A 23,071-nucleotide genomic window follows, 5' to 3' on the forward strand; every position below is an offset into this window, starting at 1 on the left:
GCCGTTTTCGCTACGTTTTAGAGATGCTTGGAAAATGCGGCAGTATCCGTTAAAGCCGAATGATGTTCAACACGTCGGCCGACAGGCTGACCTGTACGCCGGAGCCCCACAGCGGATCGCGACGCAAATCCTCGGAAACCTTGTAATGCCCGGCGATGGAGATCAGTTCAGCGCTCAATTGCTGACAGAAAATCCGGGCCTTGGTGTCGCCCTTGACGCCAGCCAGTGCACGACCGCGCATCGGGCCGTATACATGGATGTTGCCATCGGCCAGAAGTTCCGCCCCCGGACTGACCGAGGAAACCACTACCAAATCGCCACCCTGGGCGTATATCTGTTGGCCACCACGTACTGGCGTGGTGATGACACGGGTCGGTTTGATGGTCGGCTCTGGCGGCTTTTCCGGTTTCTTTTTGACTTCCGGTTCCGGGGCTTCCAGCGGTCGCTCACGGGCACCGGACGGCGGCAGCACCGGGATGTCGATGGCGATGGCGGCGGCGATGTCTTCGATACGGCTGGCGCGGATCGCCAGGGTGCGCAGGCCATGCTGGCGGCACACGCGCATCAGCCCGGGCAGGTCGACCGCGCCTTCGCCAGGCGGCAGTTTGTCCAGTGCCAGGACCAGCGGTGCATTGCTGAAGAAGTTCGGGGCCTGGGCGACTTTGGCGGCCAGTTGCCGATCAAGGCTGTCGAGGTCGTTGCGGGACAACTCCAGCACCGTAATGGCCAGCATGCTGCCCTTCAACTGGAACACGGGATCTTGGTCTGGCGATTCGTTTTGGCTCATATCGGCATACAACGGCTTGTCACTAAAAGTGCCGAGACTTATAACGAGAACGCCCGCGAGCCGCAAGCCGGGTCGAACGATGTAGAATGCGCGGCCACTGTATTTACGGAAGCTTTAATGGATCGCCCGCGTTTTCGAAAAGCCTATCTTTCCCCCCGCTTCTGGCCGCTCTGGTGCGGTCTGGGGCTGTTGTGGCTGGTCGTGCAGTTGCCGTATCCGGTGTTACTGACGATCGGTCGTGCCTTGGGCGCGTTGATGTATCGCGTGGCCGGCGACCGGCGGCGCATCGCCAAGCGCAACCTTGAGCTGTGCTTCCCGGAGAAATCCGCCGCCGAGCGCAAACGCCTGCTCAAGGAAAACTTTGCCTCCACCGGCATCGCCTTCTTTGAAATGGCGATGAGCTGGTGGTGGTCCCGTGAGCGCCTGGCGAAACTGGCGCATGTCGAAGGGCTGGAGCATCTGCAAAAGGCCCAGCGCGAAGGCAAGGGTGTGATCCTCATGGCCGCGCACTTCACCACGCTGGAAATCGGCGCGGCGCTGCTCGGCCAGCAACACACCATCGACGGCATGTACCGCGAGCACAAGAATGCCTTGTTCGACTTCGTTCAGCGTCGTGGCCGCGAGCGGCACAACCTCGACTCGCTGGCGGTGGAGCGTGACGACGTGCGCGGCATGCTCAAGCTGCTGCGCGCGGGCCGGGCGATCTGGTACGCACCGGATCAGGACTACGGCGCCAAGCAAAGCATCTTCGTGCCGCTGTTCGGCATTCAGGCAGCGACAGTGACCGCGACCACCAAGTTCGCCCGTTTGGGCAAGGCGCTGGTCGTACCGTTCACTCAGGAGCGGCTGGCGGACGGCAGCGGTTACCGGTTGGTGATCCATCCGCCGCTGGAAGATTTCCCGGGCGAGACCGAAGAGGCCGACTGCCTGCGCATCAACCAGTGGGTGGAAAGTGCGCTGCGCGCCTGCCCTGAGCAATACTTGTGGGCGCATCGACGCTTCAAGAGCCGTCCACCGGGCGAGCCGAAGTTGTACGCCAAACGGCGTAGTTGATCGACCCATCCCTTTAGGCACCATGGAGCGTTGCGATGAGCCCAGCTGAACCGGTCACAGGTTTGATTCTTTCCGGCGGCGGGGCTCGGGCGGCGTATCAGGTGGGGGTGCTGGCGGCGATTGCCGAGTTGTTGCCGCTGGGCGCGGACAATCCGTTTCCAGTGATCGTCGGCACTTCGGCCGGGGCGATCAATGCGGTCAGCCTAGCCAGTGGTGCCAGTGATTTTCGCGCCGCCATCGAACGCCTGACGCTGTTCTGGCAGGGCTTTCGCAGTCATCGGGTGTTGCGCAGCGACTGGCCCGGGGTGATTCGCCAGGCCAGCCGTTTTGTCAGTCACAGCCTGCTGGGCATGGGCCGGCACCTGCCGGTGGCGCTGCTCAACAGTTCGCCGCTGCGCGACCTGCTCAATGAAAAACTGCACCTGCCCGGCATCGCCGAGTCCATCGCGCGCAAGCAATTGCATGCGGTGGCAGTGACCGCGTTCGGCTACGAGTCGGGGCAGGCGGTGACCTTCTATCAGGGCGGCGGCAAGATCGATGCGTGGCTGCGCCATCGGCGGATCGGCGTGCCGGCGCAATTGTCGGTGGACCACCTGCTCGCCAGTTCGGCGATCCCGTTGCTGTTTGCGCCGGTGAAAATCGGCGAGGAATATTTCGGTGACGGCGCGGTACGGCAATCGGCGCCGATCAGCCCGGCGCTGCATCTGGGCGCGAGCCGGGTGCTGGTGGTGGGGGTCAGCGGCAACCCGCGCGGCTTCGATCCACAGCAGCCGCTGGAGCGCGCCTATACCGGTCAGCAACCAACCCTGGCACAGATCGGCGGGCACATGCTCAACAGCACGTTCATTGACAGCCTGGAGAGCGACATCGAGTTGCTGCAGCGCCTGAACCAGTTCAGTCACCTGATGCCCGAGGGCGTACCGACGCGCGAGTTGGGGGTGGCACCGGTGGAGGTGCTGGTGATTGCGCCGAGTCAGCCGATCGACGAGATCGCGGCGCGGCATCGCCAGGAACTGCCGGCGGCGTTGCGGCTGTTCTTGCGCGGGCCGGGGGCGACTAAAACGAGCGGGGCAGGGGTGTTGAGTTACTTGCTGTTCGAGGCGGGGTATTGCAGCGAGCTGATCGACTTGGGGCGGCGCGATGCACTGGCCAAGCGTGAGGAGCTGTGCCGGTTTTTGGGGATCACCGAGGCGGTGGTTCCGGCCTGAGATTTGTGGGAGGCCATTCGCGAGCAGGCTCGCTCCCACATGGGTTGTGTGCACGACACAGATCCAATGTGGGAGCGAGCCTGCTCGCGAAGGCGTCCTTGCAGACGCCACCTACAGCATCAGAAGTGGAACTTCACCAGGAAGCTGGTCACGTTCTGATTGGTCGTGAAGCCACGGGAGTCTTCGATCCCGTACTTGTCTTTCCAGTAGTCGTATTCAACACCGACGTACAGCTGCTTCTCGCCGAAATGCAGGGCCTTGCCCAAGTCGTATTTGACCTGTGGGTTGAAGTGCAGGTTGGCGTGGTATTCGCCTTTGCTGTTGACGTCGTTGTCGACGACCCAGTCCATGTAACCGTCGATCAGCACGTTCGAGCTGCCGACCGGGATGGTGTAGGACCACACTGGCGTGATCTGCCAGACGTTGTCACCCGGGCGCGAACTGTCGGTGTGGCGCTGGTAGAAGTTCAACTGGAAGTAGTCGAAACCCGGAATCGCTAGGTCGAAGCCTGGACCGATCAGGTACGACTCGACGTCGCCTTCACCGAACTCGTAAGTCATCGCCAGCAGCACGTCTTTGATCGGGCCGAATTCGATCTTCTGATCCAGCACCTTGCCCAGCGAGATGCGTGGCTGGAACTCACCGTAATAGGTGTTGTTGCCGACGTTGTAGTCAGGCTTGCCGTTGTAGAAGATCTTGTCGATGAACAGGAAGTTGTCCCCATACTTCCACGCATCGGCGTGCTCGAAGGTGACAGTCTGCTGGATCGCCGGGTTGACCTTGAAGTCTTTACCGTACAAGTAGGTCAGGCTGTTGTTCTGCCATTGCAGCAGGCCGTCGGCCATGGCCTCGCCGCCGGCCAACATCGATCCCGCGAGCATCAGGCTGGTGCACATACGTTTCATTCGGTTGCTCCCAAAGTAGGTGTTCCACGTTTATTTTTTTAAGATCGGCGCTCTGGTGTGGCGCCTTTTTTCGTTGCTGCAAAAGTCATCCGACCGGTCAGCTTTAGTGCTGTTAGCAAGAGCTGAGCCAAGGCTTTCGAAAAGCAAAAAAACGCCCGTTCGGCTGCTGCAAAACAGTCGATTGAGCGTGTTTTCGGGATGCCTCGGTACTGACCTGGGCCGGGATAAGTTGGCCCGTTGGTCAGGAATTAAATTCGGGCTTTTTTTTAGACCGAATTCAAGAGGCCGCGGAGAATACTGACTCCTCGGCCAGGTCTCAAGTGCCCCGCAACAGAGCACCGACGACAGGTATGGGGCACGGTTGCGGGCCATCTTAAAAGTGCACCTTCACCAGCAGGCTGGCGGTGTTCTGATTGGTGTCGAGGTTGTGGCTGCTTTCAACCCCGTATTTGTTCTTCCAGTAGCTGTATTCGGTGCCGACATACAGCTGCTTCTGGCGCCAGCCCAAGGCTTTGCCCAGGTCGTATTTGATCTGCGGGTTTATGTGCAGGTTGGCGTGGTAGGTGCCGCGCGAGTTCTCGTCGTTGTCGACGACCCAATCGAGATAGCCATCGATCAGCACATCGGAGTTGCCCAGGGGAACGCTGTACGACCAGCCCGGCGTGATCTGCCACACGCCGTCACCGGGGCGCGGGCCTTCGGTCTGGCGGCGGAAGATGTTCAGGGTCACGTAGTTGAAGCCGGGCACCTTGAGGTCGAAGCCGGGGCCGATCAGGTAGGCCTCGCTGTCACCTTCGCCGTACTCGTAGGTCATGGCCAGCAGCACGTCCTTGATCGGGCCGAACTCGATTTTCTGGTCGAAGATCTTGCCGAACGAGAAGCGTGGGGTGAATTCGCCGTAGAAGGTGTGCGGGCCTTTGTTGCGGTCTTCCTGACCGTTGTAGAAGATCTTGTCGACGAACAGGAAGTTGTCGCCGTACTTCCACTTGTCGGCGTGCTCGAACGTCACCGTCTGCTGGATCGACGGGTTGATCGCGAAGTTCTTGCCGTACAGGTAGCTGAGGCTGTTGGTCTGCCAAAGCAATAAATCGCCGGCCATGGCCTGACTCGCGGCCAGCAGGCCGCCACTCAACAGAACGTTGGTTTGCGTGCGAATCATCTGTTGCTCCCTCTTGTTTTTATTGTTTGAGGCGCAGAGCTTTTTTTGCTTCCTGTGGGAGCGGGCTTGCTCGCGAAGAGGGCGTGTCAGTCGACATCAATGCTGAATGACACACCGCATTCGCGAGCAAGCCCGCTCCCACAAGGGGATATCTGTGTTGCTGTTAATGCTGGTGTGCGTGGCAGTCGTTGATGGTTGCGCGTTCGGCGCCGCCAAGAATGTTGAACAACAGGTTCAGCGTTAGTGCGCTGAGCGTGGCCATGGCGATGCCGCTGTGGGTGATCGGGCTCATCCACAATGGCAGGTGGGCGAAAAACTCCGGACGCACCACCGGGATCAAGCCCATGCCGATGCTCACCGCCACCAGCAGTTGATTACGCCGGTCACCTATGTCGGCCTCTTGCAAGATCTTGATCCCGGTGGCCGCGACCATGCCGAACATCGCAATCGCCGCACCGCCCAACACTGCCGGTGGAATCGACGCCACCAGGAACGCGGCTTTCGGCAGCAGGCTCAGGACGATCAGCAGCCCACCGGCAACGATGGTCACCGAGCGGCAGCGCACGCCGGTCATCTGCACCAGACCGATGTTCTGCGCGAACGAGGAGTGGGTGAAGGTGTTGAAGAAACCGGCAACGAACGAGGCGCCGGCATCGCACAGCAGGCCGCGACGCAGCATGCGTGGGCAGACTTCCTGGCCGGTGATCTTGCCCAGCGCCAGAAACATCCCGGTGGACTCGACGAAAATGATCACCACCACCAGGCACATCGACAGGATCGGCGCGAGCTCGAATTTCGGCATGCCGAAGTGCAGCGGGGTGACGAACTGAATCCATGGAGCGTTGGCCATGCCGCTCAGATCGACCATGCCGATCGCGCCGCAGAGCACGTAGCCGATGCACATGCCGATCAGTACGGAAATATTGACCCAGAAACCGCGCATGAAGCGGTGGATCAGCAGAATGGTCGCCAGCACCAGGGCGGCGATGGCCAGATAAATCGGTGAACCGAATTGTGCGGCACCAGCACCGCCACCGGCCCAGTTAACGGCCACGGGGAACAGCGATAAACCGATCGAGGTGATGACCGTGCCGGTCACCAGAGGCGGGAAGAAGCGTACGACCTTGGACATGAACGGCGCGATGAGCATGCCGAAGAACCCGGCGGCGATCGTTGCACCGAAGATCCCTTGCAGACCGATACCGGGCATGCCGGCCATGGCGACCATGCTGCCGACCGCAGCAAAACTGGCGCCCATCATCACCGGCATGCGGATGCCCATGGGGCCGATCCCGAGCGACTGGACGATGGTGGCGACACCGGCGACCAGCAGGTCGGCGTTGATCAGGAAGGCAATTTCTTCACGACTCAGGCCAGCGGCCTGTCCAATGATCAGCGGCACCGCGATGGCACCACCGTACATCAGCAGAACATGTTGCAAACCGACCAGGATCAGTTGCAAAAGGGGCAAACGCTGAATGGCGGGTGCGTCGGGGATGCGCGCTTTGGACAGCTCGGACATGCAACACCTCGGATCTTTTTATTCTTGTGATTGAACAGCTGCCGGGTTGCTCACAGCTGTTTCTTTGCATCAGGTAAACCGCGTCAAGGCGATTCGCGAGCAGGCTCGCTCCCACAGGTAATGCGCGATCTCTGTGGGAGCGAGCCTGCTCGCGAAGCTTTGTTGCTTAGTTGGTCTGGGCTCCCTGCGCGATCCATGCACCGATCAGGTCACGTTCCTGCTGGGTCATCTGTGTGATGTTGCCCAGTGGCATGATCTGCGTGGTGATGGCTTGCGCCTGGATCCGCGCCGCGTTCTGACGGATCTGCTCGGGGGTGTCGAACATCACACCGGCGGGCGCCGCGCTGAACAACGGGCTGGTCGGTTTGGCCGAATGGCAGACCGCGCAGCGTTCCTGGATCACGTTGTGCACCTTGTCGAACGCAGGGCCTGCGTTGGACGCTTGCGCCGGTGCCGCAGCAGGGGCTGCTGCCGGCGCTGCAGGTGCCGCCGCTTCAGCCGGTTTCGCGCCACCGCCCAGTGCCGTTTCCGGCAGCGGTTGGTACTCGATTTTGGCTGGCGCCTTGGCCACGTCCGGCGCGGTCGGCATCGGCGCAGGGCCGGTGACGTACGCCAGGGTGATCATGCCCACCGCTGCCACTGGCAGGGTCCAGGCAAACTTGTGGCTGTCGTGACGGGTGTTGAAGTAGTGACGCACCAACACTGCCAACACCGCGATCCCGGCCAGGATCAGCCAGTTGTACTGGCTGCCATATGTGCTCGGGAAGTGGTTGCTGATCATGATGAACAGCACCGGCAGGGTGAAGTAGTTGTTGTGACGCGAACGCAGCAGGCCCTTGGCTGGCAGCGCCGGGTCCGGCGTGCGGTTCTCGGCGATGGCCGCGACCAGTGCACGTTGCGCCGGCATGATGATGCGGAACACGTTGCCGACCATGATGGTGCCGATGATCGCGCCGACGTGCAGGTACGCACCACGACCGCTGAACACCTTGCTGAAGCCATACGCCGCGCCAATGATCAGCACGAACAGAATGAAACCCAGCAGAGCAGGGCGTTTGCCCAGGGCCGAGTCGCACAGGAAGGAGTAGATGAACCAGCCCAGGAACAGCGAGCCGATACCGATGGCCACGCCTTCAGGACCGCTCAGTGTGCTGCCCGGAGCCAGCAGGTAGAGCGTTGGATTGGAGTAGAACACCACGCACAGCAGCGCGATCCCCGACATCCAGGTGAAGTAGGCTTCCCATTTGAACCAGTGCAGGTTCTCCGGCATCGACGGTGGGGCCAGTTTGTATTTTTCGAGGTGATAGATACCGCCACCGTGGATCGCCCACAGATCACCGGCAAGACCGGTTTTCGGGTTGACGCGGTTGAGGTTGTTCTCCAGCCAGACGAAGTAGAACGACGCGCCGATCCAGGCCACGCCAGTGATCATGTGAACCCAGCGCACGCTCAGGTTCAGCCATTCCAACAGATGTGCTTCCACAGTCTTTACCTCTCGCCTGTCACTCTTGTTGTCGAGTGATCAGACCTTCTCTTATTGGTGGGGGGCGAGGATCAAACGCTCATCCTCTTTGAAAAAATGCTCATCGCAGTTATTGCCTGTGCCACTGCGATCAACCACCAGGAAGTCATCCCGCTTTTCGATCGTCAGCACCGGGTGGTGCCAGACGCCGCGATGGTAATTGATGCCCTGCCTGCCGTTGGTGACGAAGGCGCGGACCAAGCCTGATACAGGTTCATCGCCAAGTGGCGCGACCACGATCAGAAAGGGGTTGCCGAGCAGCGGAATGAAAGCCTGGCTGCCCAGCGGATGGCGTTCCAGCATGCACACGGTCAGCGGCATGTCCTGCGCGTCGGCGCGGAAGATGCTGATGATCGCGTTGTCCTCAGGCGTAGCGGTTTCGACCGTCGCCAGTTTGTGGAAGCGCATGGTCGAACCGTTGTTGATCATGAAGTGATCGCTGCCGTCGGTTTCGATCACGTCACCGAAAGGGGCGAAGGCTTCTTTGGTCAGCGGTTCAATCGTCAATGTGCGCATGCTGTTCTTCTTATCCGAATTCGTTGTTGACTGTTCTATTGCTATCGCGAGCAGGCTCGCTCCCACATTTGGAATGCCATCCCCTGTTGGAGCGAGCCTGCTCGCGAATGGGTTCAGCGCTTATTTAGCGACCTTGCCCAGTACGCGCAGGCGACTTACACCACCGTCCGGGAACACGTTCAGGCGGATGTGGGTGATCGGGCCCAGCGCCTTGATCTGCTCGACGAAGGTGTGCTCGGCGTGCATTTCCAGCTTCTGGCTCGGCAGCAGTTCACGCCAGAACAGCGACTGGGTTTCGATCTGGCTGTCGGTGCCGCCCTTGACGAACGCGCCCTGGATCGAGCAGGTGTCCGGGTAGTTGCCTTTGAAGTGCAGGGTGTCGACGACGATTTTTTCGATCTCGCCCGGATGGCCCAGCGCGACGATCACCCAGTCATTGCCCGGAGTACGACGACGTGCAGTTTCCCAACCGTCGCCCATGTTGATGCCACGGCCCGGGTTGAGGATGTTGCTCATGCGGCCGAAGTGTTCATCGGAGCAGGCGAGGGCGCGGCCACCGTTGAGGGCTGCTGCCAGATCGACTTGCTCGTTGTCGCCAACCGCCGACCAGTCGTGGAACGGAATGCCGTACACGCGCAGACGGGCCACGCCGCCGTCCGGGTAGATGTTGAAGCGCAGGTGGCTGAACGCTTGGTCGTTGCTGATTTCGTGGTAGTGGTGGCTGTTGCCTTGCAGCTCGACGGCCGACAGCACTTCGGTCCACTGGGTGTTTTCGTCCGGCTCGCCCGAGGCCAGGAAGCACGCTTCCAGCGAGGCCGATGGCGGGAAGTTGCCGGTGAAGAATGAAGTGTCGATGTCCACGCCTTTGATCGAGCCCGGTACGCCCAGACGGATCACCGCGCTGTCGAAGCCTTCAAAGCGCTTGCGGCGCGATTCCCAGCCGTCCATCCACTTGCCGTTGTCGTCGAACACACCCTCCTTCCACACGGCCGGAGTCGGCTGAAACAGACGATTGGCGTCTGCGAACCAGTCATCGGTGACCGAGATGATTTTGGTGCCCAGACGGGCATCGGCCAGGTTGACGAACTTCTCGAAAGGTACGGCGTAAGCTTTCATTCTTCTTGTCTGCCTTTAAATAAGTGGCTGGGGATGCTTGCAAGACCCTGGGTGCTCTCCGCGTCTGATGCACTCGGGTCAGGCTTCGCTAAAGAGTCAGTAAACGGAACAGGGCGATCTTGTTGATCTCCGCCAGCGCGCATTTGAATTCGGTGTCGACCGAATTGTGAATACGCGTTTCGAACGCCGCGAGGATCTGATGCCGGTTGCTGCCTTTTACCGCCATGATGAAGGGAAACTTGAACTTGGCTTTGTAGGCGTCGTTCAGCTCGGTGAAGCGCTGGAACTCTTCGGCCGTGCATTGGTGAATACCGGCGCCAGCCTGTTCATTGGTGCTGGCTTCGGTCAACTGGCCCTGGACGGCAGCTTTGCCGGCCAGGTCCGGGTGAGCGTTGATCAGGGCCAGCTGGCTGGTGTGATCGGCGCTCAACAGGATGTCGCTCATGCGCTGGTGCAGGGTTTCGATCTCGTCGATCGAAGCGTCCGCGCCCAGGTCGTAGGCCTTCTCGGCCACCCATGGCGAATGTTCGTAGATGTCGGCGAAGGCTTTGACGAAAGCGTCGCGGCTCAGGGTCGACGGTTGCAGGGTTTGAAAGCGGCTCATTTGGCGGCCCCTTGGTACGGGTGGGTTTCGTGCCAGTGGCGCGCGATGTCGACGCGGCGGCTGAACCACACCTGTTCATGACTTTTGGCGTATTCGATGAAGCGTTTGAGCGAAGCCAGACGACCCGGACGGCCGATCAGGCGGCAGTGCAGACCAATCGAGAGCATCTTCGGCGCTTCGGCTCCTTCGGCGTAGAGCACGTCGAACGCGTCTTTGAGGTATTCGAAGAAGTCGTCGCCCTTGTTGAAACCCTGCACTTGCGTGAAACGCATGTCGTTGGTGTCGAGGGTGTACGGGATCACCAGGTGCGGCTTGCCGGTCGGGTTGTTCGGTTCCCAGTAGGGCAGGTCGTCATCGTAGGTGTCGCAGTCGTAGAGGAAGCCGCCTTCTTCCATCACCAGGCGGCGGGTGTTCGGCCCGGTGCGGCCGGTGTACCAGCCCAATGGGCGCTCGCCGGTGAGTTCGGTGAGGATGCGGATCGCTTCGAGCATGTGCTCGCGTTCCTGCGCTTCGTCCATGTACTGGTAGTCGATCCAGCGGTAGCCGTGGCTGCAGATCTCGTGACCGGCCTCGACCATCGCGCGGATTACGTCCGGGTGGCGCTGGGCGGCCATGGCGACGGCGAAGACAGTCAGCGGAATGTCGAATTCCTTGAACAGTTTCAGGATCCGCCAGACGCCGGCACGACTGCCATACTCGTAAAGCGATTCCATGCTCATGTTGCGCGCGCCTTGCAGCGGCTGGGCGGCAACCATCTCGGACAGGAAAGCTTCGGATTCTTTATCGCCGTGCAGAATGTTGCGCTCGCCGCCTTCTTCGTAGTTGAGCACGAACGACAGGGCGATGCGGGCATTGCCCGGCCAGTGTGGGTGAGGAGGGTTACTGCCGTAACCGATCAGGTCGCGTGGGTAGTCAGCGCTCACTGCAGTCTTCCTTCTTATTCGTTGACAGATGTGTGTGGCGGCCTGGCAGGCTGGCGTCACAGCGATGGGCTGATTGTATACAACTTTATTCTCAATTTGTAAGCCTGAATTTTCGCATTTTTCACCGACTGTCATCTTTTGCTGTTAATGGCGTGAGCCTGCAAGAAACCTGCCTGACCAGTCAGCTAATGGATGGGAGGTTCAATAGATAGGCACTTGAGGGGCAGATCAGGGGTAAACGCCCGAATGGCGGGGGTGAGGTGAAAAATGTCGTTTTTATTGTGTACAATTTTTTTGAAAAGTGTCTTAATCAGTCGCTCGCCGCAGCTTTTCGTGCTCCGAATCGGTGCGGTCTCCTTTTTACCTGACTTCGGGAGGCGCGAAGTCTGACTGCTCCACGCAGGCAGGCGCGCAGAATCAATGGGACGTTTGACAACACACGTTTTGGACGCTGCACACGGTTGCCCGGGCAGCTCGATCAAGGTCGAGCTGTACCGCGTTGAAGGTTCGCACCTGGAATTGGTCGCCAGTGCGATAACCAACAGCGATGGCCGGGTCGATGCGCCGCTGCTGCAAGGCGATGACTACCGCACCGGGGTTTATCAGGTGCAGTTCCACGCCGGCGATTATTACCGCGCCCGTGGCGTGCAGTTGCCGGAACCGGCGTTTCTGGACGTGGTGGTGCTGCGCTTCGGCATCTCCGCCGAGCAGGATCACTACCACGTGCCACTGCTGATTTCGCCTTACAGCTATTCCACCTACCGGGGCAGCTGACCCCCAAGCAGCTGCCCCCACCGGGAAGCGACTGCGCATATAGCTTCTTTGGTCTTTCGCCCGCTCACACTGCGGGCTTTTTTTCGCCTTTGGAAAAGTGATGCCTGATCTGACGCCGCGAGCAAGCCCGCTCCCACTTTGGAATAACGACATCCAGTGGGAGCGGACTTGCTCGCGAAGCTTTTTGCTCTTAGCGGCTCAGAAGTGAAGCCGCCCCCGCGCCACTGAACAACCCGGCACTCACCCGGTTGAACCAGCTCTGCCCCTTGCCGCTGCGCAGATAGCGCGCCGCACCGTGTGCACCCAGCCCGTAAGCCAGTTTGCAGCACAGGTCGAGCACCACCCAGGTGGCGATCATGATCAGCAACTGCGGCAGGAACGGCTGTTGTGCACTGAGGAACTGCGGCAGAAACGCGGCGAAGAACAGAATGTCTTTCGGGTTGCTCGCGCCCAATACAAACGCGCGCCCGAACAAGGTGCGAAAGCGCGGTACCGGCGCCGCTTGCGGCACTTCAGCGCCCACGGCTGGCTGACGCGATTGCTGCCAGCTCTGCCAGGCGAGGTAGAACAGGTACAGCGCGCCGACGATCTTCAAGCCGCTGAACAACTGCTCCGACGCCAGAAGCAGGGCGCCAAGCCCCAGTGCTGAAGCACTGAGCAGGCAGATCGAGGCGATCACGCCGCCGAGAAACGCCGGGTACGAACGGCGCAAACCGTAGTTCAGGCTGTTGCTGATCATCAGCAGCGACAGCGGCCCCGGGATCAGGATCACCACCAATGCAGCGCCGCTGAACAGCAGCCAGGTTTCCAGACTCATCACTTTCCTCCTTTTTTTGTTGTACTCAAGAATGTGCAAAAGCCCCACCCGCGAGGGTGAGGCTGTTTTGACGCTTGAACCGCGTGACGCTTACAAGAAGATGAACTTGGCGATGAAGATCGCGCAGAGCACCCACAGGCTGACGGAAATTTCCTTGTACTTGCCGGTACCGGCCTTCAACGCCACGTAGGTGATGAAGCCCAGCGCGATGCCGTCGGCGACCGAGAAGGTCAGCGGCATCATGATCGCGGTGACGATCGCCGGAATGGCGTCAGTGGCTTCGTCCCACTCGATGTGGGCCATGCCGCCCATCATCAGCATCGCAACGTAGATCAGTGCACCGGCGGTGGCGTAAGCGGGAATCATGCCGGCCAGCGGTGCGAAAAACATCGCGGCTATAAATAGCACACCTACGGTGACTGCGGTAAGACCAGTCCGACCACCAGCGGCTACACCGGCGGCACTTTCCACGTAGCTGGTGACAGGAGGAACGCCAACCACGGCACCGAAGACGCTGGAAGCACTGTCGGCTTTCATGGCGCGCGAGAGGTTTTCGATACGGCCGTCAGCGTTGACCAGATTGGCGCGCTGGGCGACGCCCATCAGGGTGCCGGCGGTGTCGAACATGTGCACAAAGAGGAAGGCCAGGACCACGCTGATCATGCTGACGTTGAACACGCCCGCGACGTTCATCGCCATGAAGGTCGGTGCCAGGCTTGGCGGGGTCGACATGATGCCTGAGTAGTGCACGATGCCCAGGCCCCAACCGGCGAGGGTCACGGTGATGATGCTGATAAGGATCGCGCCGAACACTTTGTGGTAGCTGAGGATCGCGATCATCAGGAAGCAGATCGCCGCCAGCAGCGGGCCGGGTTCACGCAGGGAGCCGAGCTTGATCAGAGTGGCCGGGCTGTCGACCACGATGCCCGCCGTCTTCAGGCCGATCAGTCCGAGGAACAGACCGACACCGGCGCCCATCGCAAAGCGCAGGCTGACCGGAATGCTGTTCAGCAGCCACTCGCGAATCCGTGAGAAGGTCAGGATCATGAACAGCACACCGGAGACGAACACCGCACCGAGCGCGGTTTCCCAGTTGTAGCCCATGGTGCCGACCACGGTGTAAGTGAAGAAGGCGTTGAGGCCCATGCCGGGCGCCAGACCTACCGGCCAGTTGGCGTACAGGCCCATCAACAGGCAGCCCAGTGCCGCGGCGATACACGTGGCGACGAAGGCTGCACCGTGATCGATCCCGGCATCGGCCATGATGTTCGGGTTGACGAAGATGATGTAGGCCATGGTGATGAAGGTTGTCAGACCGGCAATCAGCTCGGTCTTCACCGTGGTGCCATGCAAGCTGAGTTTAAAGATGCGCTCCAGCACGCCACTGCGTAGTGGCGGCGAGAGTTCCAGCGTCGATGCTTCGGATTTGCGGCTTTCCACAGCGAGTACTCCTCAAGAGTTTTATTGTTATTTCCAGGGCCGGACCCATGAGGGGTGGCAGCAGCCCTTTGAGGCATACGCGAATTTGTTGACCATGCGGTCAGGAACTCGCACGCTGTGGATTATGCTTTTGTGTACAAATAAAGCAAATATTGTTTTTGGTTTTGTTTACGAAAGGTCAGGCGATAGGGATATATCGCCCGTTCCGGTACTTTCGGGAGCAAGCCCCTCCCACAGTGGATCTCCGGTGAACCCGGATCATGGGTACTCAGCAGAACCCTGTGGGAGGGGGCTTGCTCCCGAAGAGGCCAGTCTGATCAATCGAGATGTGCCTGGCTGTCGCCCAACGCCATATTCACCGCCAACCACCCATTCACCGCCGCCTCTCCAGCCTCGGCAAACACCCGTTCAAGCAACTTCACCTGCTCGCGGCGCAACGCCTGCTCGAACTTCGCACCCTCGGCGGTCAGTTCCAGCAGGCGCTTACGCTTGTCCGCCTCTGACGCGACGCTGCCCACCAGGTGCATCTCCTGCAACTGGCGCAACGGCATGTTCAACGCCTGTTTGCTCACGCCGAGCAATCCCAGCAACTCCTTCACACTCAAACTCGGGTACCGTGCGATGAAAAACACGATCCGCTGATGTACCCGGGACAGGCCGCGGCGCTCCAGCATTTCATCGGCCTTGGCGGTGAACGCCTGATAGCCGAAGAAAAACGCTTCCATCGCCTGTTGCTGGCTGGCGGGGTTTTTAAGGTCAAGCATGTTGACGTACTCGCTCAAGCTGTCGTAGTTTCAGTCAACCAGTTTGACTCATTTTTCCCAGGCCTCGCTACCGGTGACTCCCATGGCTTTTTCCGAACGTGTCTCGCGCCTTAAAAGTTCTCTGATCCGTGAAATCCTCGCCGCCGCCCAGCGCCCGGAGGTGATGTCGTTTGCCGGTGGTCTGCCGGCCGAAGCGATGCTGCCGAAAGTCGAATGGGCCGACATGCCGCTGTCCCTCGGCCAATACGGCATGAGCGAAGGCGAGCCGGCGCTGCGTGAAGCACTGGCCGCAGAGGCGAGGGCGCTTGGTCTGGACTGCAAGGCGAGCCAGGTGCTGGTGGTCAGCGGTTCCCAGCAAACGCTGGATCTGGCGGCCAAGTTGTACATCGACAAAGGCACCGAAATTCTGCTGGAAGCGCCCACCTACCTGGCCGCGTTGCAGATCTTCCAGCTGTTCGGTGCCGACTGCCTGACCGTGCCGCAAGAGGCCGATGGCCCGAATCTGGCCCAACTGCGCAGCTGTCTTGAGCAGCATCGTCCGGCGTTCATCTACCTGATCCCGACATTCCAGAACCCCTCTGCCGTGCGCTACAGCGAAGCCAAGCGCGCCGCCGTTGCCGCGCTGCTGGATGAGTTCGGCGTGACCCTGATCGAAGACGAGCCGTACCGCGAACTGACTTTCGACGGCGGCAGTGCCAAACCTATTGCCGGGCGCCTGAAAAAGGCCAGCTGGATCTACACCGGCACCGTGTCGAAAACCCTGCTGCCGGGTTTGCGTGTCGGCTACCTGATCGCCAGCCCGGACCTGTTCCCGCATCTGCTCAAGCTCAAGCAGTCGGCGGATCTGCACACCAACCGCATCGGCCAGTGGCAGGCGCTGCAATGGATCGGCACGGAAAAATATCAGCAGCATCTGAGCGAGCTGCGCGGTTTTTACCGAGAGCGGCGCGATGCGTTTGAATCAGCACTGCAAACGCATTTCTCCGATCTGGCGAACTGGAATACGCCGCAGGGCGGGCTGTTTTTCTGGCTGACTTTGAAGCAACCGCTGGACACCCGCACCTTGCTCAATGAGGCGCTGGCCAATGACGTGGCGTTTATGCCAGGTGAGCCGTTCTTTCCCGATCCCGATAAGAACCTGGGGCATCTGCGATTGAATTTCAGCCATATCGATCCAGCGCGACTGGACGAAGGGCTCAAGCGATTGGCGGCGGTGGTGCGGCAGGCGCAATCAGATAAAGCAGCCTGAAAAAATAAACCGGCTCATGGGCCGGTTTATTTTTGTCTGGGATTTGTGTTGGCTGAGAGGGCCTCTTCGCGAGCAAGCCCCCTCCCACAATTTGGAATGCATTCCCACTGTGGGAGCGGGCTTGCTCGCGAAGGTGTCAGTCAGCACGACAAATAAACATCAGACAGCCGCGAAACGCTTGTCCAGATAATCAATGATCACCTTCGACTCATACATCCACGTCGTCTGCCCATTCTCTTCGATGCGCAGGCACGGCACCTTGATCTTGCCGCCCTGATCCAGCAGTGTCTGGCGATCCTGTTCATTGTTCTTCGCATCCTTGAGCGCTACCGGAACGTTCAGGCGACGCAGGGTGCGGCGGGTTTTTACGCAGAACGGGCAGGCGTGGAACTGATACAGGGTCAGGCCTTTCGCAGCGGCATTGACCTGGGCCTGAGTTTCGGCCGGGCGCTGTTTTTTGCCGGGACGAGTGATGAAGTCGATAAAGATGATCAGTTGGCCCAGGCCGACACGAAGCGCTTTTACGAACACGTTGAAGCCTCACGGTGCAAATTGAGAAAGGCGCGCAGCTTACCCGATTTTTCACGGGCGAAAAAAAACCGGCGATCAACGCCGGTTTTTTCTGCAGCCGATTACTTGATCAGGCTGAGGAACTCACTGCGCGTTGCCGCGTTTTCGCGGAACTCACCGAGCATCACCGAGGTGATCATCGACGAATTCTGCTTCTCGACACCGCGCATCATCATGCACATGTGCTTGGCCTCGATCACCACGGCCACGCCAAGCGCGCCGGTGACTTGCTGCACCGCATCGGCGATCTGGCGGCTGAGGTTTTCCTGGATCTGCAGGCGACGGGCATACATGTCGACAATGCGCGCAACCTTCGACAGGCCCAGCACTTTGCCGCTCGGGATGTACGCGACGTGGGCCTTGCCGATGAACGGCAGCAGGTGGTGTTCGCACAGCGAGTACAACTCGATGTCCTTGACCAGCACCATTTCGCTGTTGTCGGAGCTGAACAGGGCACCGTTGGTGACCTCTTCGAGCGTCTGTTCATAACCGCGGCAGAGGTACTGCATGGCTTTGGCGGCACGCTTTGGCGTGTCGAGCAGGCCCTCGCGGGACACGTCCTCGCCCAGTTGGCCGAGAATCGCGGTGTAGTTCTGTTCCAGTGTCACAGGGGCTGATTCCATAAGGGTTTCAGAGGGGTACTGTTTCTGTCTGTACCAATTTTGTACCAATCAAGCTGTTTTCGAGCTTACCGAGCTCACCCCAGTCGGTGCTGGAGTTGATCCATCGGGCGTATGTCGATAGCAACATCTGAACGCTATGACCGAGCTGAGTGGCAATAAACGCAGGGTTCATACCCGCCATGAGGCACATGGTAGCGTATGTGTGTCGGCAGTTGTATTGCCGGCGGGCGCGAATCCCCAATTCGCTCAGTGCAGCCTGGAAGTGTTTGTCGGTCACGCTCGATTGTTGAATGAACTCGAAGTTCTTCGTTGGCGGGAATACATAGGGCGATTCGGCGCGTTTAAGACGGCTCTGCAGGGCGCGTTGTTGCGCCTCCAACTCTGCCTGCTCGAGGGCGTGCAGCGCGCGGCTATTGAGCATGACCTGTCGCACGTTCCGGGTTTTGGTGCGCTCCTCGATCTTGTAGTCCGCGACGATCCGACACACGTTGACCAGTCGCTTTTCCTTATCGACCTCTTCCCAGCGCAGCGCCGCGATCTCGCTGGGGCGCATGCCGGTGTAGAAGGCGAACTCGAAGTACGCTGCGTAGATCCGCATCGAATGGGTGAGCGTCTTATATAGGTGATCGATAATCTGGTTGGCCTCACCCACGGTGAAGGGATCGATGGGTTTCTTGGCCTTCACCGGCAGCTCAATAGACTCCACCGGGTTACGGGTGATCAGACCGTCTTTCACTGCCGTACCGAACACCGTGGTCAGACGCTGGATCGCCGCGCGCTTCACGCCCGGTGTCGGCCATTTGGTATTGGCCACGACCTTGCGCAGCATCAGCGACGTGATGCTGTCGATGGGCAGCATTGCCAGATACGGCATCCAGTACAAATTGAGCGAGCCGAGGTAGTTCTTGCGTGTCCCGGCCACGATCTCGCGACTGTTGAGCCACTCCTGGGCGTACTCCCCGAAACGGGGAGTCGCCGAGTAGTTGGCATAGGTGGAGTTGGGGAACAGTTCGGCGTAGCGCTGATCATCCAATACGCCATGCTTGATCAGGCTGGTTACGTTAGCGCGTAGGTCGGCGGCAGCCTTAATCCCCTTCGGCGTTTGGGGATAGGGGAGGGTTTCGCAACGGCGTTGCCCGTTCCAGGTGAAGCGAATGCGGACGGACTGTCCAGCAAATTCAACTCCGGTGGGCAATCCCATTGGCTCTCGAGCCATGCTTCATATCTCCTTAGGCTGTAGTAAATGCGGCTATCGATGCTGTTCCAAACCCCTTTCGGTATGACGCCTCTCGCGCGCTTGCCTTGTAATGCCCGGCGGGTGGTACCGACCAGTTCGGCCATCTTGTCTTCTGGAATCTTGTCGAGGTGATAGGTTGGCAACGATGGCTCTGCTGCCTCATCACATTGCGTATACCCCTCGACAAGCTGCGCGGGCGAGCGTTTCTGAGCGTTCAGCGTTGCATTAGGGATGGCTGCCTCGCGCAGCTTTTCGTGGGGTATCAGACCCTCGGCAGTGCTGCTGGAAGAGGCAATGATGCTTGCTGCTGCGCAGCAGCTGTTGTTTACAGGCGTGGCGATCCAGTTGTTTATGCGGAGCAAAGCGGGCAGGGTCTCGGTGGTGTTCTGTACATTTCTCATGCCGCTTTCCTCCGGTGTTCGACAGTGAGTTGATCCATCAGGCGCTGCTGGTACGTGTGTTGCGCTTCGTTAGGCGACCAAGGGCGAATGGTTTCGGCAGAAGGTTCGATACCGACCAGACATTCACGGATAGCCGGGTCTGCAGGCATGAGATCTCGATATTCGGTTGCCATCGTGACGAGACTTGCCTCGTATACGCATTCGGGAGTCTCGTGGGAAAGGCTGAAGCGCTCGCAAATGCGTCGCCAAATAACATCTTCAAAACGCTGCTGGAGGAACATCCATATCTTGGGATGTTCATTGATCACAGCCACATACGCGTCGGTGGCGGCATAAAGTAGCGCTGCGAGTTTGTGCTCTTTCGGCACCATAGTGGCAACGATGCAGCTGTGCTGAGCAACGCTGTAGAACTCGCGGGCCCGGCCATCGAAGTGGCACAGGTGGGCGAGTGCGTGAGAGATGTCGTGCGGTTCAATCATGATTGAGTCGGGTTTGAACAGTTCGAACCGTTTGCCGGTGGAAGTCAGAATCTCGCTCATGCGGCACCACCTGAAGCTGTTTGCAATGTTGTTGCGATTGCTTGGCTATCTTGCTGGAAAAATAATGCAGCTTTTTCTGCATCTACCTTGCTGAGAGGTATGAGAGGGAACACCTTTTCTACCTTTGCACGGCCTGTTGTTTCGACGGACTTCAGTAATTCGGCCATGGCTAGCGCCTCATCGCGCAGGGCGCGGGTTTCGCGTTCCAATTTCTTCCCGGTGCGGAAAGCGGCGAAAGTCTCGGCGGCAATGCGGAGCTTTTCGGCGATATCGAGCAGTGTCTGGCGCTCGGGATCGCCGAGCGTAAACGCTTTCTGCAGGCGTTTGCTGAATTGCGCCAGGTGGGCGTGGTCGGCCTTAATGAAGTCGAGTGAGGCCCTTAACTCACGAATGGTTTTGGCGCTTTCGGCACGCTGGATGTCGTCGCTTTCTTTCTTACCGGCGGACATTCCGTCGGTATGGCCCATCAAGTAGCCGGCCCAAATTAATAGCGCCGCCAGAGTGATGAGAGAGATGAGTGCGCAGATTTGAATTGCTGTCATTTGGTTTGCTCCTGGGCTCGCTTGGCTGGTGGTGGCAGCCAAATGGAGGTGTCGTTCGATCTCAAATGGGTATTACGCGTCCGACTTGTCGTCTAGCGGTCGTTGCATCTCTTCATCAGCCTTGTAGGCGCGGATATCGATCAGAGCGGCAACGTGCTTGATGTGGGCATACCTCAATGCTTTTCCGCTTTCGTCGATAGTGGTCACGGGAATTTGAATCCGGCGGCTATTGATCGCTTCTGTGAACGTCTTTTCGTTGAGGTTCTTGAAGTAGTGGACACGCAGCTTTTCAAGCGGAATGAGTACGTCGCCGAAAAGACGGTAAAGCATGTCAACGGTGCAGTTATCAGGCGCTGGAAGCAGTCGCAGCGGTGTTTGGTTCACGTTGTTCATGTGGCTATTGAGCCTCCTTGCGTTTGGATCGTGAGGGGTGGTTCCAGGCGTTTAGGCAATGGCGTTTGGTCAATTCCCGCAGATGTTCGGGCACCTCTTGGAGCGCGGCATTGCGCTCCTCACGTGTCCGCATTGCGATGATCTGTCGGGCGTATTCCCTAGGCCACGTCACGGCGGTCTGCCGGAATGGCGGGGAGGTCGATCCCCAACTGGTCAGCCAGCCAGCGGATGCCGGCCTGCTTGACCCGAGTCGACTGGCTGTACTGCATGCCGCATTTCTCGTCGTACCATGGGCTGTTGTTGATCCGCAGATAATCACCGTCGCGGTTGAGATCCGCCGGCAGGTTTCCCTTGAGTAGACCCTTTTCGCGCATGCGGGCGATGAGCTTGGGACGGGTCAGGCCGAGATGAGCAGCTGTTTGGGCGAGGGTACGTTCCATGGCGCTCTCCTTAAGCCGCGTGTGCGGCAGGGGTGGCCGCTAATGCAATTTGGCTGATGAACTCGCTGACCTTGCCGTAGATCTCGACATCGGTACCGCACGCGGTAAAACACCGGGTACGCGGGCTCTTTTTGCCAATGCTGAGGATGCCGGTGATGCAGGAGAGGGTGTGCGGGCGATGAATAGCGACGTGCAGGGGCAGGTCGAAGCCCATGTCGAGGCTCAGCACGCCACCGGTGCGGATCAGCTCGAATACCCGCTGTTTGTCCTGGATTTCAAAACGGCCGTATTGACGATCTGCGTGGGTACGATGCACCAGGTCGCTGGTACTGCGCGAATCAAGCGGGCCGTTGGCAATCTCTTCGATGAAGTCGGCCAGCTTGAGGTGCATCTTCTTGTCGTTCGGCAGCGTCAGCGTATGGCGTTCATTGCCCAGCTCGATGACAAAAGTGCTTTCCGTGGTGCCGCGTTCGGCCTTGAGACGGAATGCCAAGCACTCGCGCTTCGGAGCTGTGCGCAGGACGTGGTTGAAAGTCTCGGTCAGGTTGACTTGGGCGTTGAGCAGTTGGAGGGTGCGGTTGTCGATCTTGTACTTGATCATGCCGCGTGCCCTCCGCCGTTCGGATCGACAGGAGAGGGCTGGCAGGACTTGGCGACAAGCTGGGGTTTGCAGTTATGAATGATGACCAAGCGGCCCGTGGCGAGCTGCAGCTGCTCGATCATTTTTTTGTTGCTGACGCACGCCGGGTGAACGTGGAGGGTAGCGCTAGATAGCATGGGTGAAGCCTCGCTCTATGGTGGAGAGTGAGGCAATATTAACCCTAAAGGTTATTTGGTCAAGAAAAAATAACCTTTAGGGTTAACTTTAGAGGTCGGAGATTTTCCACCTAGCTCGTCCGCATATGTTCCATTCTTCAGTCATTCGGATTATTCGTTCCGGCCAATCAGGATTGACTGCATAGAGATAACGTTCGCTACCCTCTTGTCTGAGTTGTTTGAGTGTTGCCGCTTCATCTCTAACTCGCTTCGCTGCAACAAAATGGCCTGGTAAAGCTTCGAGGGATGGATCGATCACGATCTTGTCACCCTCCATAAACTTTGGCTCCATGCTCACACCTTCAACTCTGAGAATGAACGCGCTTGGCCCCACTGGTCCCGGAGCATCAATCCATTCCTCAGCATCTCTTGGATCAAAGCTCCCTTGGCCCTCGCACCATGAGCCCGCAGCAATGGAGCCTATAACCGGAAGCTTACGTCCTGTATGGCTTAGCACAGTAGCGTTATTGAACTCCCCAACACCGTAAGGCATGTCGAGGTAACCCTCGTGCAAGTTCAGAGCTTTTTCGAGCTCGCGTGCAATCTGGTCACCAATCCCTTTCGTAGGATTCTTCCCTCCGAAAGCACTGACCTGCGCAGGCGCTTTACCTAGGCGCTCAGCTACGTCCGTCAAGCGAAGATTCCGCTCAGCGATGATTCGTCGAAAGTTGTGAAGCCGGGTATCTGAAATTTTCATGTGATGATTTTGGCTTCATTAACCTTTGAGGTGAATGTCTCTCTGGGTATTGCAAAAAATAACCCTAAAGGTTAATTTAGCGCTCGGAGGACTACTCAATGAACCTGCGTGATTACATCAGCAACATGGATAAGGAAAAGCTAAAGGCCTACGCGAATCGCTGCCGTATAGCTGATAGCTACCTTCGCTTACACGTGAAATATGCGAGCAAAGATCCAAGCGTTTCTCTAATCAAGTCATTGGCCCGCGAAAGTGATGGCTGCGTGACGATCTCAGAAGTTCTTGAACACTTTGGGATCATGGACGATGACTCGCCAAGCGAAGCTGCATAGTTAGAAAAAAGGCGACCCAAAGGTCGCCCAGTTCCTCCCGACACGCACCACCACAGCGCTGTCGGGCCGCGTTAGGAGTAGGGGGGCAAACCAAATGCAAACCGCCCACGCCTCTCGCGTTT

General features: G+C 58.9%; 27 protein-coding genes. 5 read left to right on the forward strand and 22 right to left on the reverse strand.

Annotation, left to right across the window (positions count from 1 at the left end):
* Positions 1 to 49: 49 nt before the first annotated feature.
* The gene (gene minC / locus AC1UK9_RS08995) at positions 50 to 787 is read right to left on the reverse strand and encodes a septum site-determining protein MinC (RefSeq protein WP_025113373.1); all 738 of its coding nucleotides are present in this window, start codon (positions 785 to 787) and stop codon (positions 50 to 52) included.
* 117 nt (positions 788 to 904) lie between these two features.
* Here minC and AC1UK9_RS09000 point away from each other — a divergent pair, with 117 nt between their 5' ends.
* Positions 905 to 1,840, forward strand: a complete 936-nt coding sequence (locus tag AC1UK9_RS09000) for a lipid A biosynthesis lauroyl acyltransferase (RefSeq protein ID WP_025113372.1) — start codon at positions 905 to 907, stop codon at positions 1,838 to 1,840.
* Positions 1,841 to 1,875: 35 nt separating this feature from the next.
* A complete protein-coding gene (locus tag AC1UK9_RS09005) occupies positions 1,876 to 3,048 on the forward strand; it encodes a patatin-like phospholipase family protein (RefSeq protein WP_473014941.1) in 1,173 nt (390 codons plus the stop codon).
* A 119-nt stretch (positions 3,049 to 3,167) separates the two neighbouring features.
* On the opposite strand, the gene AC1UK9_RS09010 is transcribed toward AC1UK9_RS09005, so the two are convergent.
* The 8 genes from AC1UK9_RS09010 to puuE all read right to left on the reverse strand — a co-directional run bounded on the left by AC1UK9_RS09010 (position 3,168) and on the right by puuE (position 11,315).
* A complete protein-coding gene (locus AC1UK9_RS09010) occupies positions 3,168 to 3,953 on the reverse strand; it encodes an outer membrane protein OmpK (protein WP_025113370.1) in 786 nt (261 codons plus the stop codon).
* Between the two features lie 373 nt (positions 3,954 to 4,326).
* Entirely contained in the window at positions 4,327 to 5,112 is a 786-nt protein-coding gene (locus AC1UK9_RS09015; protein ID WP_473014942.1) for an outer membrane protein OmpK, read from the reverse strand.
* Between the two features lie 163 nt (positions 5,113 to 5,275).
* Positions 5,276 to 6,634 (reverse strand): nucleobase:cation symporter-2 family protein, encoded by a 1,359-nt coding sequence (locus tag AC1UK9_RS09020; protein WP_482579873.1) that lies wholly within the window; start codon positions 6,632 to 6,634, stop codon positions 5,276 to 5,278.
* A gap of 166 nt (positions 6,635 to 6,800) precedes the next feature.
* Positions 6,801 to 8,117: a urate hydroxylase PuuD gene (locus AC1UK9_RS09025; RefSeq protein WP_025113367.1), complete on the reverse strand. Its 1,317-nt coding sequence runs from the start codon at positions 8,115 to 8,117 to the stop codon at positions 6,801 to 6,803.
* A 51-nt stretch (positions 8,118 to 8,168) separates the two neighbouring features.
* The gene (locus AC1UK9_RS09030) at positions 8,169 to 8,672 is read right to left on the reverse strand and encodes an ureidoglycolate lyase (protein ID WP_008005655.1); all 504 of its coding nucleotides are present in this window, start codon (positions 8,670 to 8,672) and stop codon (positions 8,169 to 8,171) included.
* Between the two features lie 120 nt (positions 8,673 to 8,792).
* Positions 8,793 to 9,788, reverse strand: a complete 996-nt coding sequence (gene alc / locus AC1UK9_RS09035; RefSeq protein ID WP_482579874.1) for an allantoicase — start codon at positions 9,786 to 9,788, stop codon at positions 8,793 to 8,795.
* Positions 9,789 to 9,876: 88 nt separating this feature from the next.
* Positions 9,877 to 10,392 (reverse strand): 2-oxo-4-hydroxy-4-carboxy-5-ureidoimidazoline decarboxylase, encoded by a 516-nt coding sequence (gene uraD, locus AC1UK9_RS09040; RefSeq protein WP_003223167.1) that lies wholly within the window; start codon positions 10,390 to 10,392, stop codon positions 9,877 to 9,879.
* Positions 10,389 to 11,315 (reverse strand): allantoinase PuuE, encoded by a 927-nt coding sequence (gene puuE / locus AC1UK9_RS09045; RefSeq protein WP_482579875.1) that lies wholly within the window; start codon positions 11,313 to 11,315, stop codon positions 10,389 to 10,391. The genes uraD and puuE overlap by 4 nt, the downstream gene beginning before the upstream one ends.
* Before the next feature lie 420 nt (positions 11,316 to 11,735).
* On the opposite strand from puuE, the gene uraH reads away from it, so the two are divergent.
* Positions 11,736 to 12,089: a hydroxyisourate hydrolase gene (uraH, locus tag AC1UK9_RS09050; protein WP_003223171.1), complete on the forward strand. Its 354-nt coding sequence runs from the start codon at positions 11,736 to 11,738 to the stop codon at positions 12,087 to 12,089.
* 190 nt (positions 12,090 to 12,279) lie between these two features.
* On the opposite strand, the gene AC1UK9_RS09055 is transcribed toward uraH, so the two are convergent.
* The 3 genes from AC1UK9_RS09055 to AC1UK9_RS09065 form a co-directional block, all read right to left on the reverse strand.
* Positions 12,280 to 12,906, reverse strand: a complete 627-nt coding sequence (locus AC1UK9_RS09055; protein WP_482579876.1) for a LysE family translocator — start codon at positions 12,904 to 12,906, stop codon at positions 12,280 to 12,282.
* Positions 12,907 to 12,996: 90 nt separating this feature from the next.
* A complete protein-coding gene (locus AC1UK9_RS09060) occupies positions 12,997 to 14,346 on the reverse strand; it encodes an NCS2 family permease (protein ID WP_025113364.1) in 1,350 nt (449 codons plus the stop codon).
* 317 nt (positions 14,347 to 14,663) lie between these two features.
* Entirely contained in the window at positions 14,664 to 15,110 is a 447-nt protein-coding gene (locus AC1UK9_RS09065) for a MarR family winged helix-turn-helix transcriptional regulator (RefSeq protein WP_482579877.1), read from the reverse strand.
* Between the two features lie 82 nt (positions 15,111 to 15,192).
* Here AC1UK9_RS09065 and AC1UK9_RS09070 point away from each other — a divergent pair, with 82 nt between their 5' ends.
* A complete protein-coding gene (locus AC1UK9_RS09070) occupies positions 15,193 to 16,359 on the forward strand; it encodes an aminotransferase-like domain-containing protein (protein WP_482579878.1) in 1,167 nt (388 codons plus the stop codon).
* A 159-nt stretch (positions 16,360 to 16,518) separates the two neighbouring features.
* On the opposite strand, the gene AC1UK9_RS09075 is transcribed toward AC1UK9_RS09070, so the two are convergent.
* The 10 genes from AC1UK9_RS09075 to AC1UK9_RS09120 all read right to left on the reverse strand — a co-directional run bounded on the left by AC1UK9_RS09075 (position 16,519) and on the right by AC1UK9_RS09120 (position 22,617).
* Entirely contained in the window at positions 16,519 to 16,890 is a 372-nt protein-coding gene (locus tag AC1UK9_RS09075; protein ID WP_025113361.1) for a glutathione S-transferase N-terminal domain-containing protein, read from the reverse strand.
* Between the two features lie 101 nt (positions 16,891 to 16,991).
* Positions 16,992 to 17,537: a GTP cyclohydrolase I FolE gene (gene folE / locus AC1UK9_RS09080; RefSeq protein WP_010456659.1), complete on the reverse strand. Its 546-nt coding sequence runs from the start codon at positions 17,535 to 17,537 to the stop codon at positions 16,992 to 16,994.
* A 22-nt stretch (positions 17,538 to 17,559) separates the two neighbouring features.
* Positions 17,560 to 18,708, reverse strand: coding sequence for a tyrosine-type recombinase/integrase (locus tag AC1UK9_RS09085; protein ID WP_482580460.1), 1,149 nt, complete (start codon positions 18,706 to 18,708; stop codon positions 17,560 to 17,562).
* Positions 18,609 to 19,190: a hypothetical protein gene (locus tag AC1UK9_RS09090; protein WP_482579879.1), complete on the reverse strand. Its 582-nt coding sequence runs from the start codon at positions 19,188 to 19,190 to the stop codon at positions 18,609 to 18,611. Before AC1UK9_RS09090 ends, AC1UK9_RS09085 begins: the two co-directional genes overlap by 100 nt.
* Entirely contained in the window at positions 19,187 to 19,729 is a 543-nt protein-coding gene (locus AC1UK9_RS09095) for a phosphohydrolase (RefSeq protein WP_482579880.1), read from the reverse strand. Before AC1UK9_RS09095 ends, AC1UK9_RS09090 begins: the two co-directional genes overlap by 4 nt.
* Positions 19,726 to 20,271: a hypothetical protein gene (locus tag AC1UK9_RS09100; RefSeq protein WP_482579881.1), complete on the reverse strand. Its 546-nt coding sequence runs from the start codon at positions 20,269 to 20,271 to the stop codon at positions 19,726 to 19,728. Before AC1UK9_RS09100 ends, AC1UK9_RS09095 begins: the two co-directional genes overlap by 4 nt.
* Before the next feature lie 72 nt (positions 20,272 to 20,343).
* Complete coding sequence (locus AC1UK9_RS09105) at positions 20,344 to 20,664, reverse strand: pyocin activator PrtN family protein (RefSeq protein ID WP_482579882.1); 321 nt, start codon at positions 20,662 to 20,664, stop codon at positions 20,344 to 20,346.
* A gap of 158 nt (positions 20,665 to 20,822) precedes the next feature.
* Entirely contained in the window at positions 20,823 to 21,104 is a 282-nt protein-coding gene (locus AC1UK9_RS09110) for a DNA-binding protein (protein ID WP_414888168.1), read from the reverse strand.
* A 10-nt stretch (positions 21,105 to 21,114) separates the two neighbouring features.
* Positions 21,115 to 21,705: a hypothetical protein gene (locus tag AC1UK9_RS09115; RefSeq protein ID WP_414888167.1), complete on the reverse strand. Its 591-nt coding sequence runs from the start codon at positions 21,703 to 21,705 to the stop codon at positions 21,115 to 21,117.
* 264 nt (positions 21,706 to 21,969) lie between these two features.
* Positions 21,970 to 22,617: a LexA family protein gene (locus tag AC1UK9_RS09120; RefSeq protein WP_047598940.1), complete on the reverse strand. Its 648-nt coding sequence runs from the start codon at positions 22,615 to 22,617 to the stop codon at positions 21,970 to 21,972.
* A gap of 98 nt (positions 22,618 to 22,715) precedes the next feature.
* Here AC1UK9_RS09120 and AC1UK9_RS09125 point away from each other — a divergent pair, with 98 nt between their 5' ends.
* Positions 22,716 to 22,949 (forward strand): hypothetical protein, encoded by a 234-nt coding sequence (locus AC1UK9_RS09125; protein ID WP_414888166.1) that lies wholly within the window; start codon positions 22,716 to 22,718, stop codon positions 22,947 to 22,949.
* The last annotated feature ends 122 nt before the right edge of the window (positions 22,950 to 23,071 follow it).

The sequence above is a fragment of the Pseudomonas sp. AK-TSAG1-1 genome, from assembly GCF_056821665.1.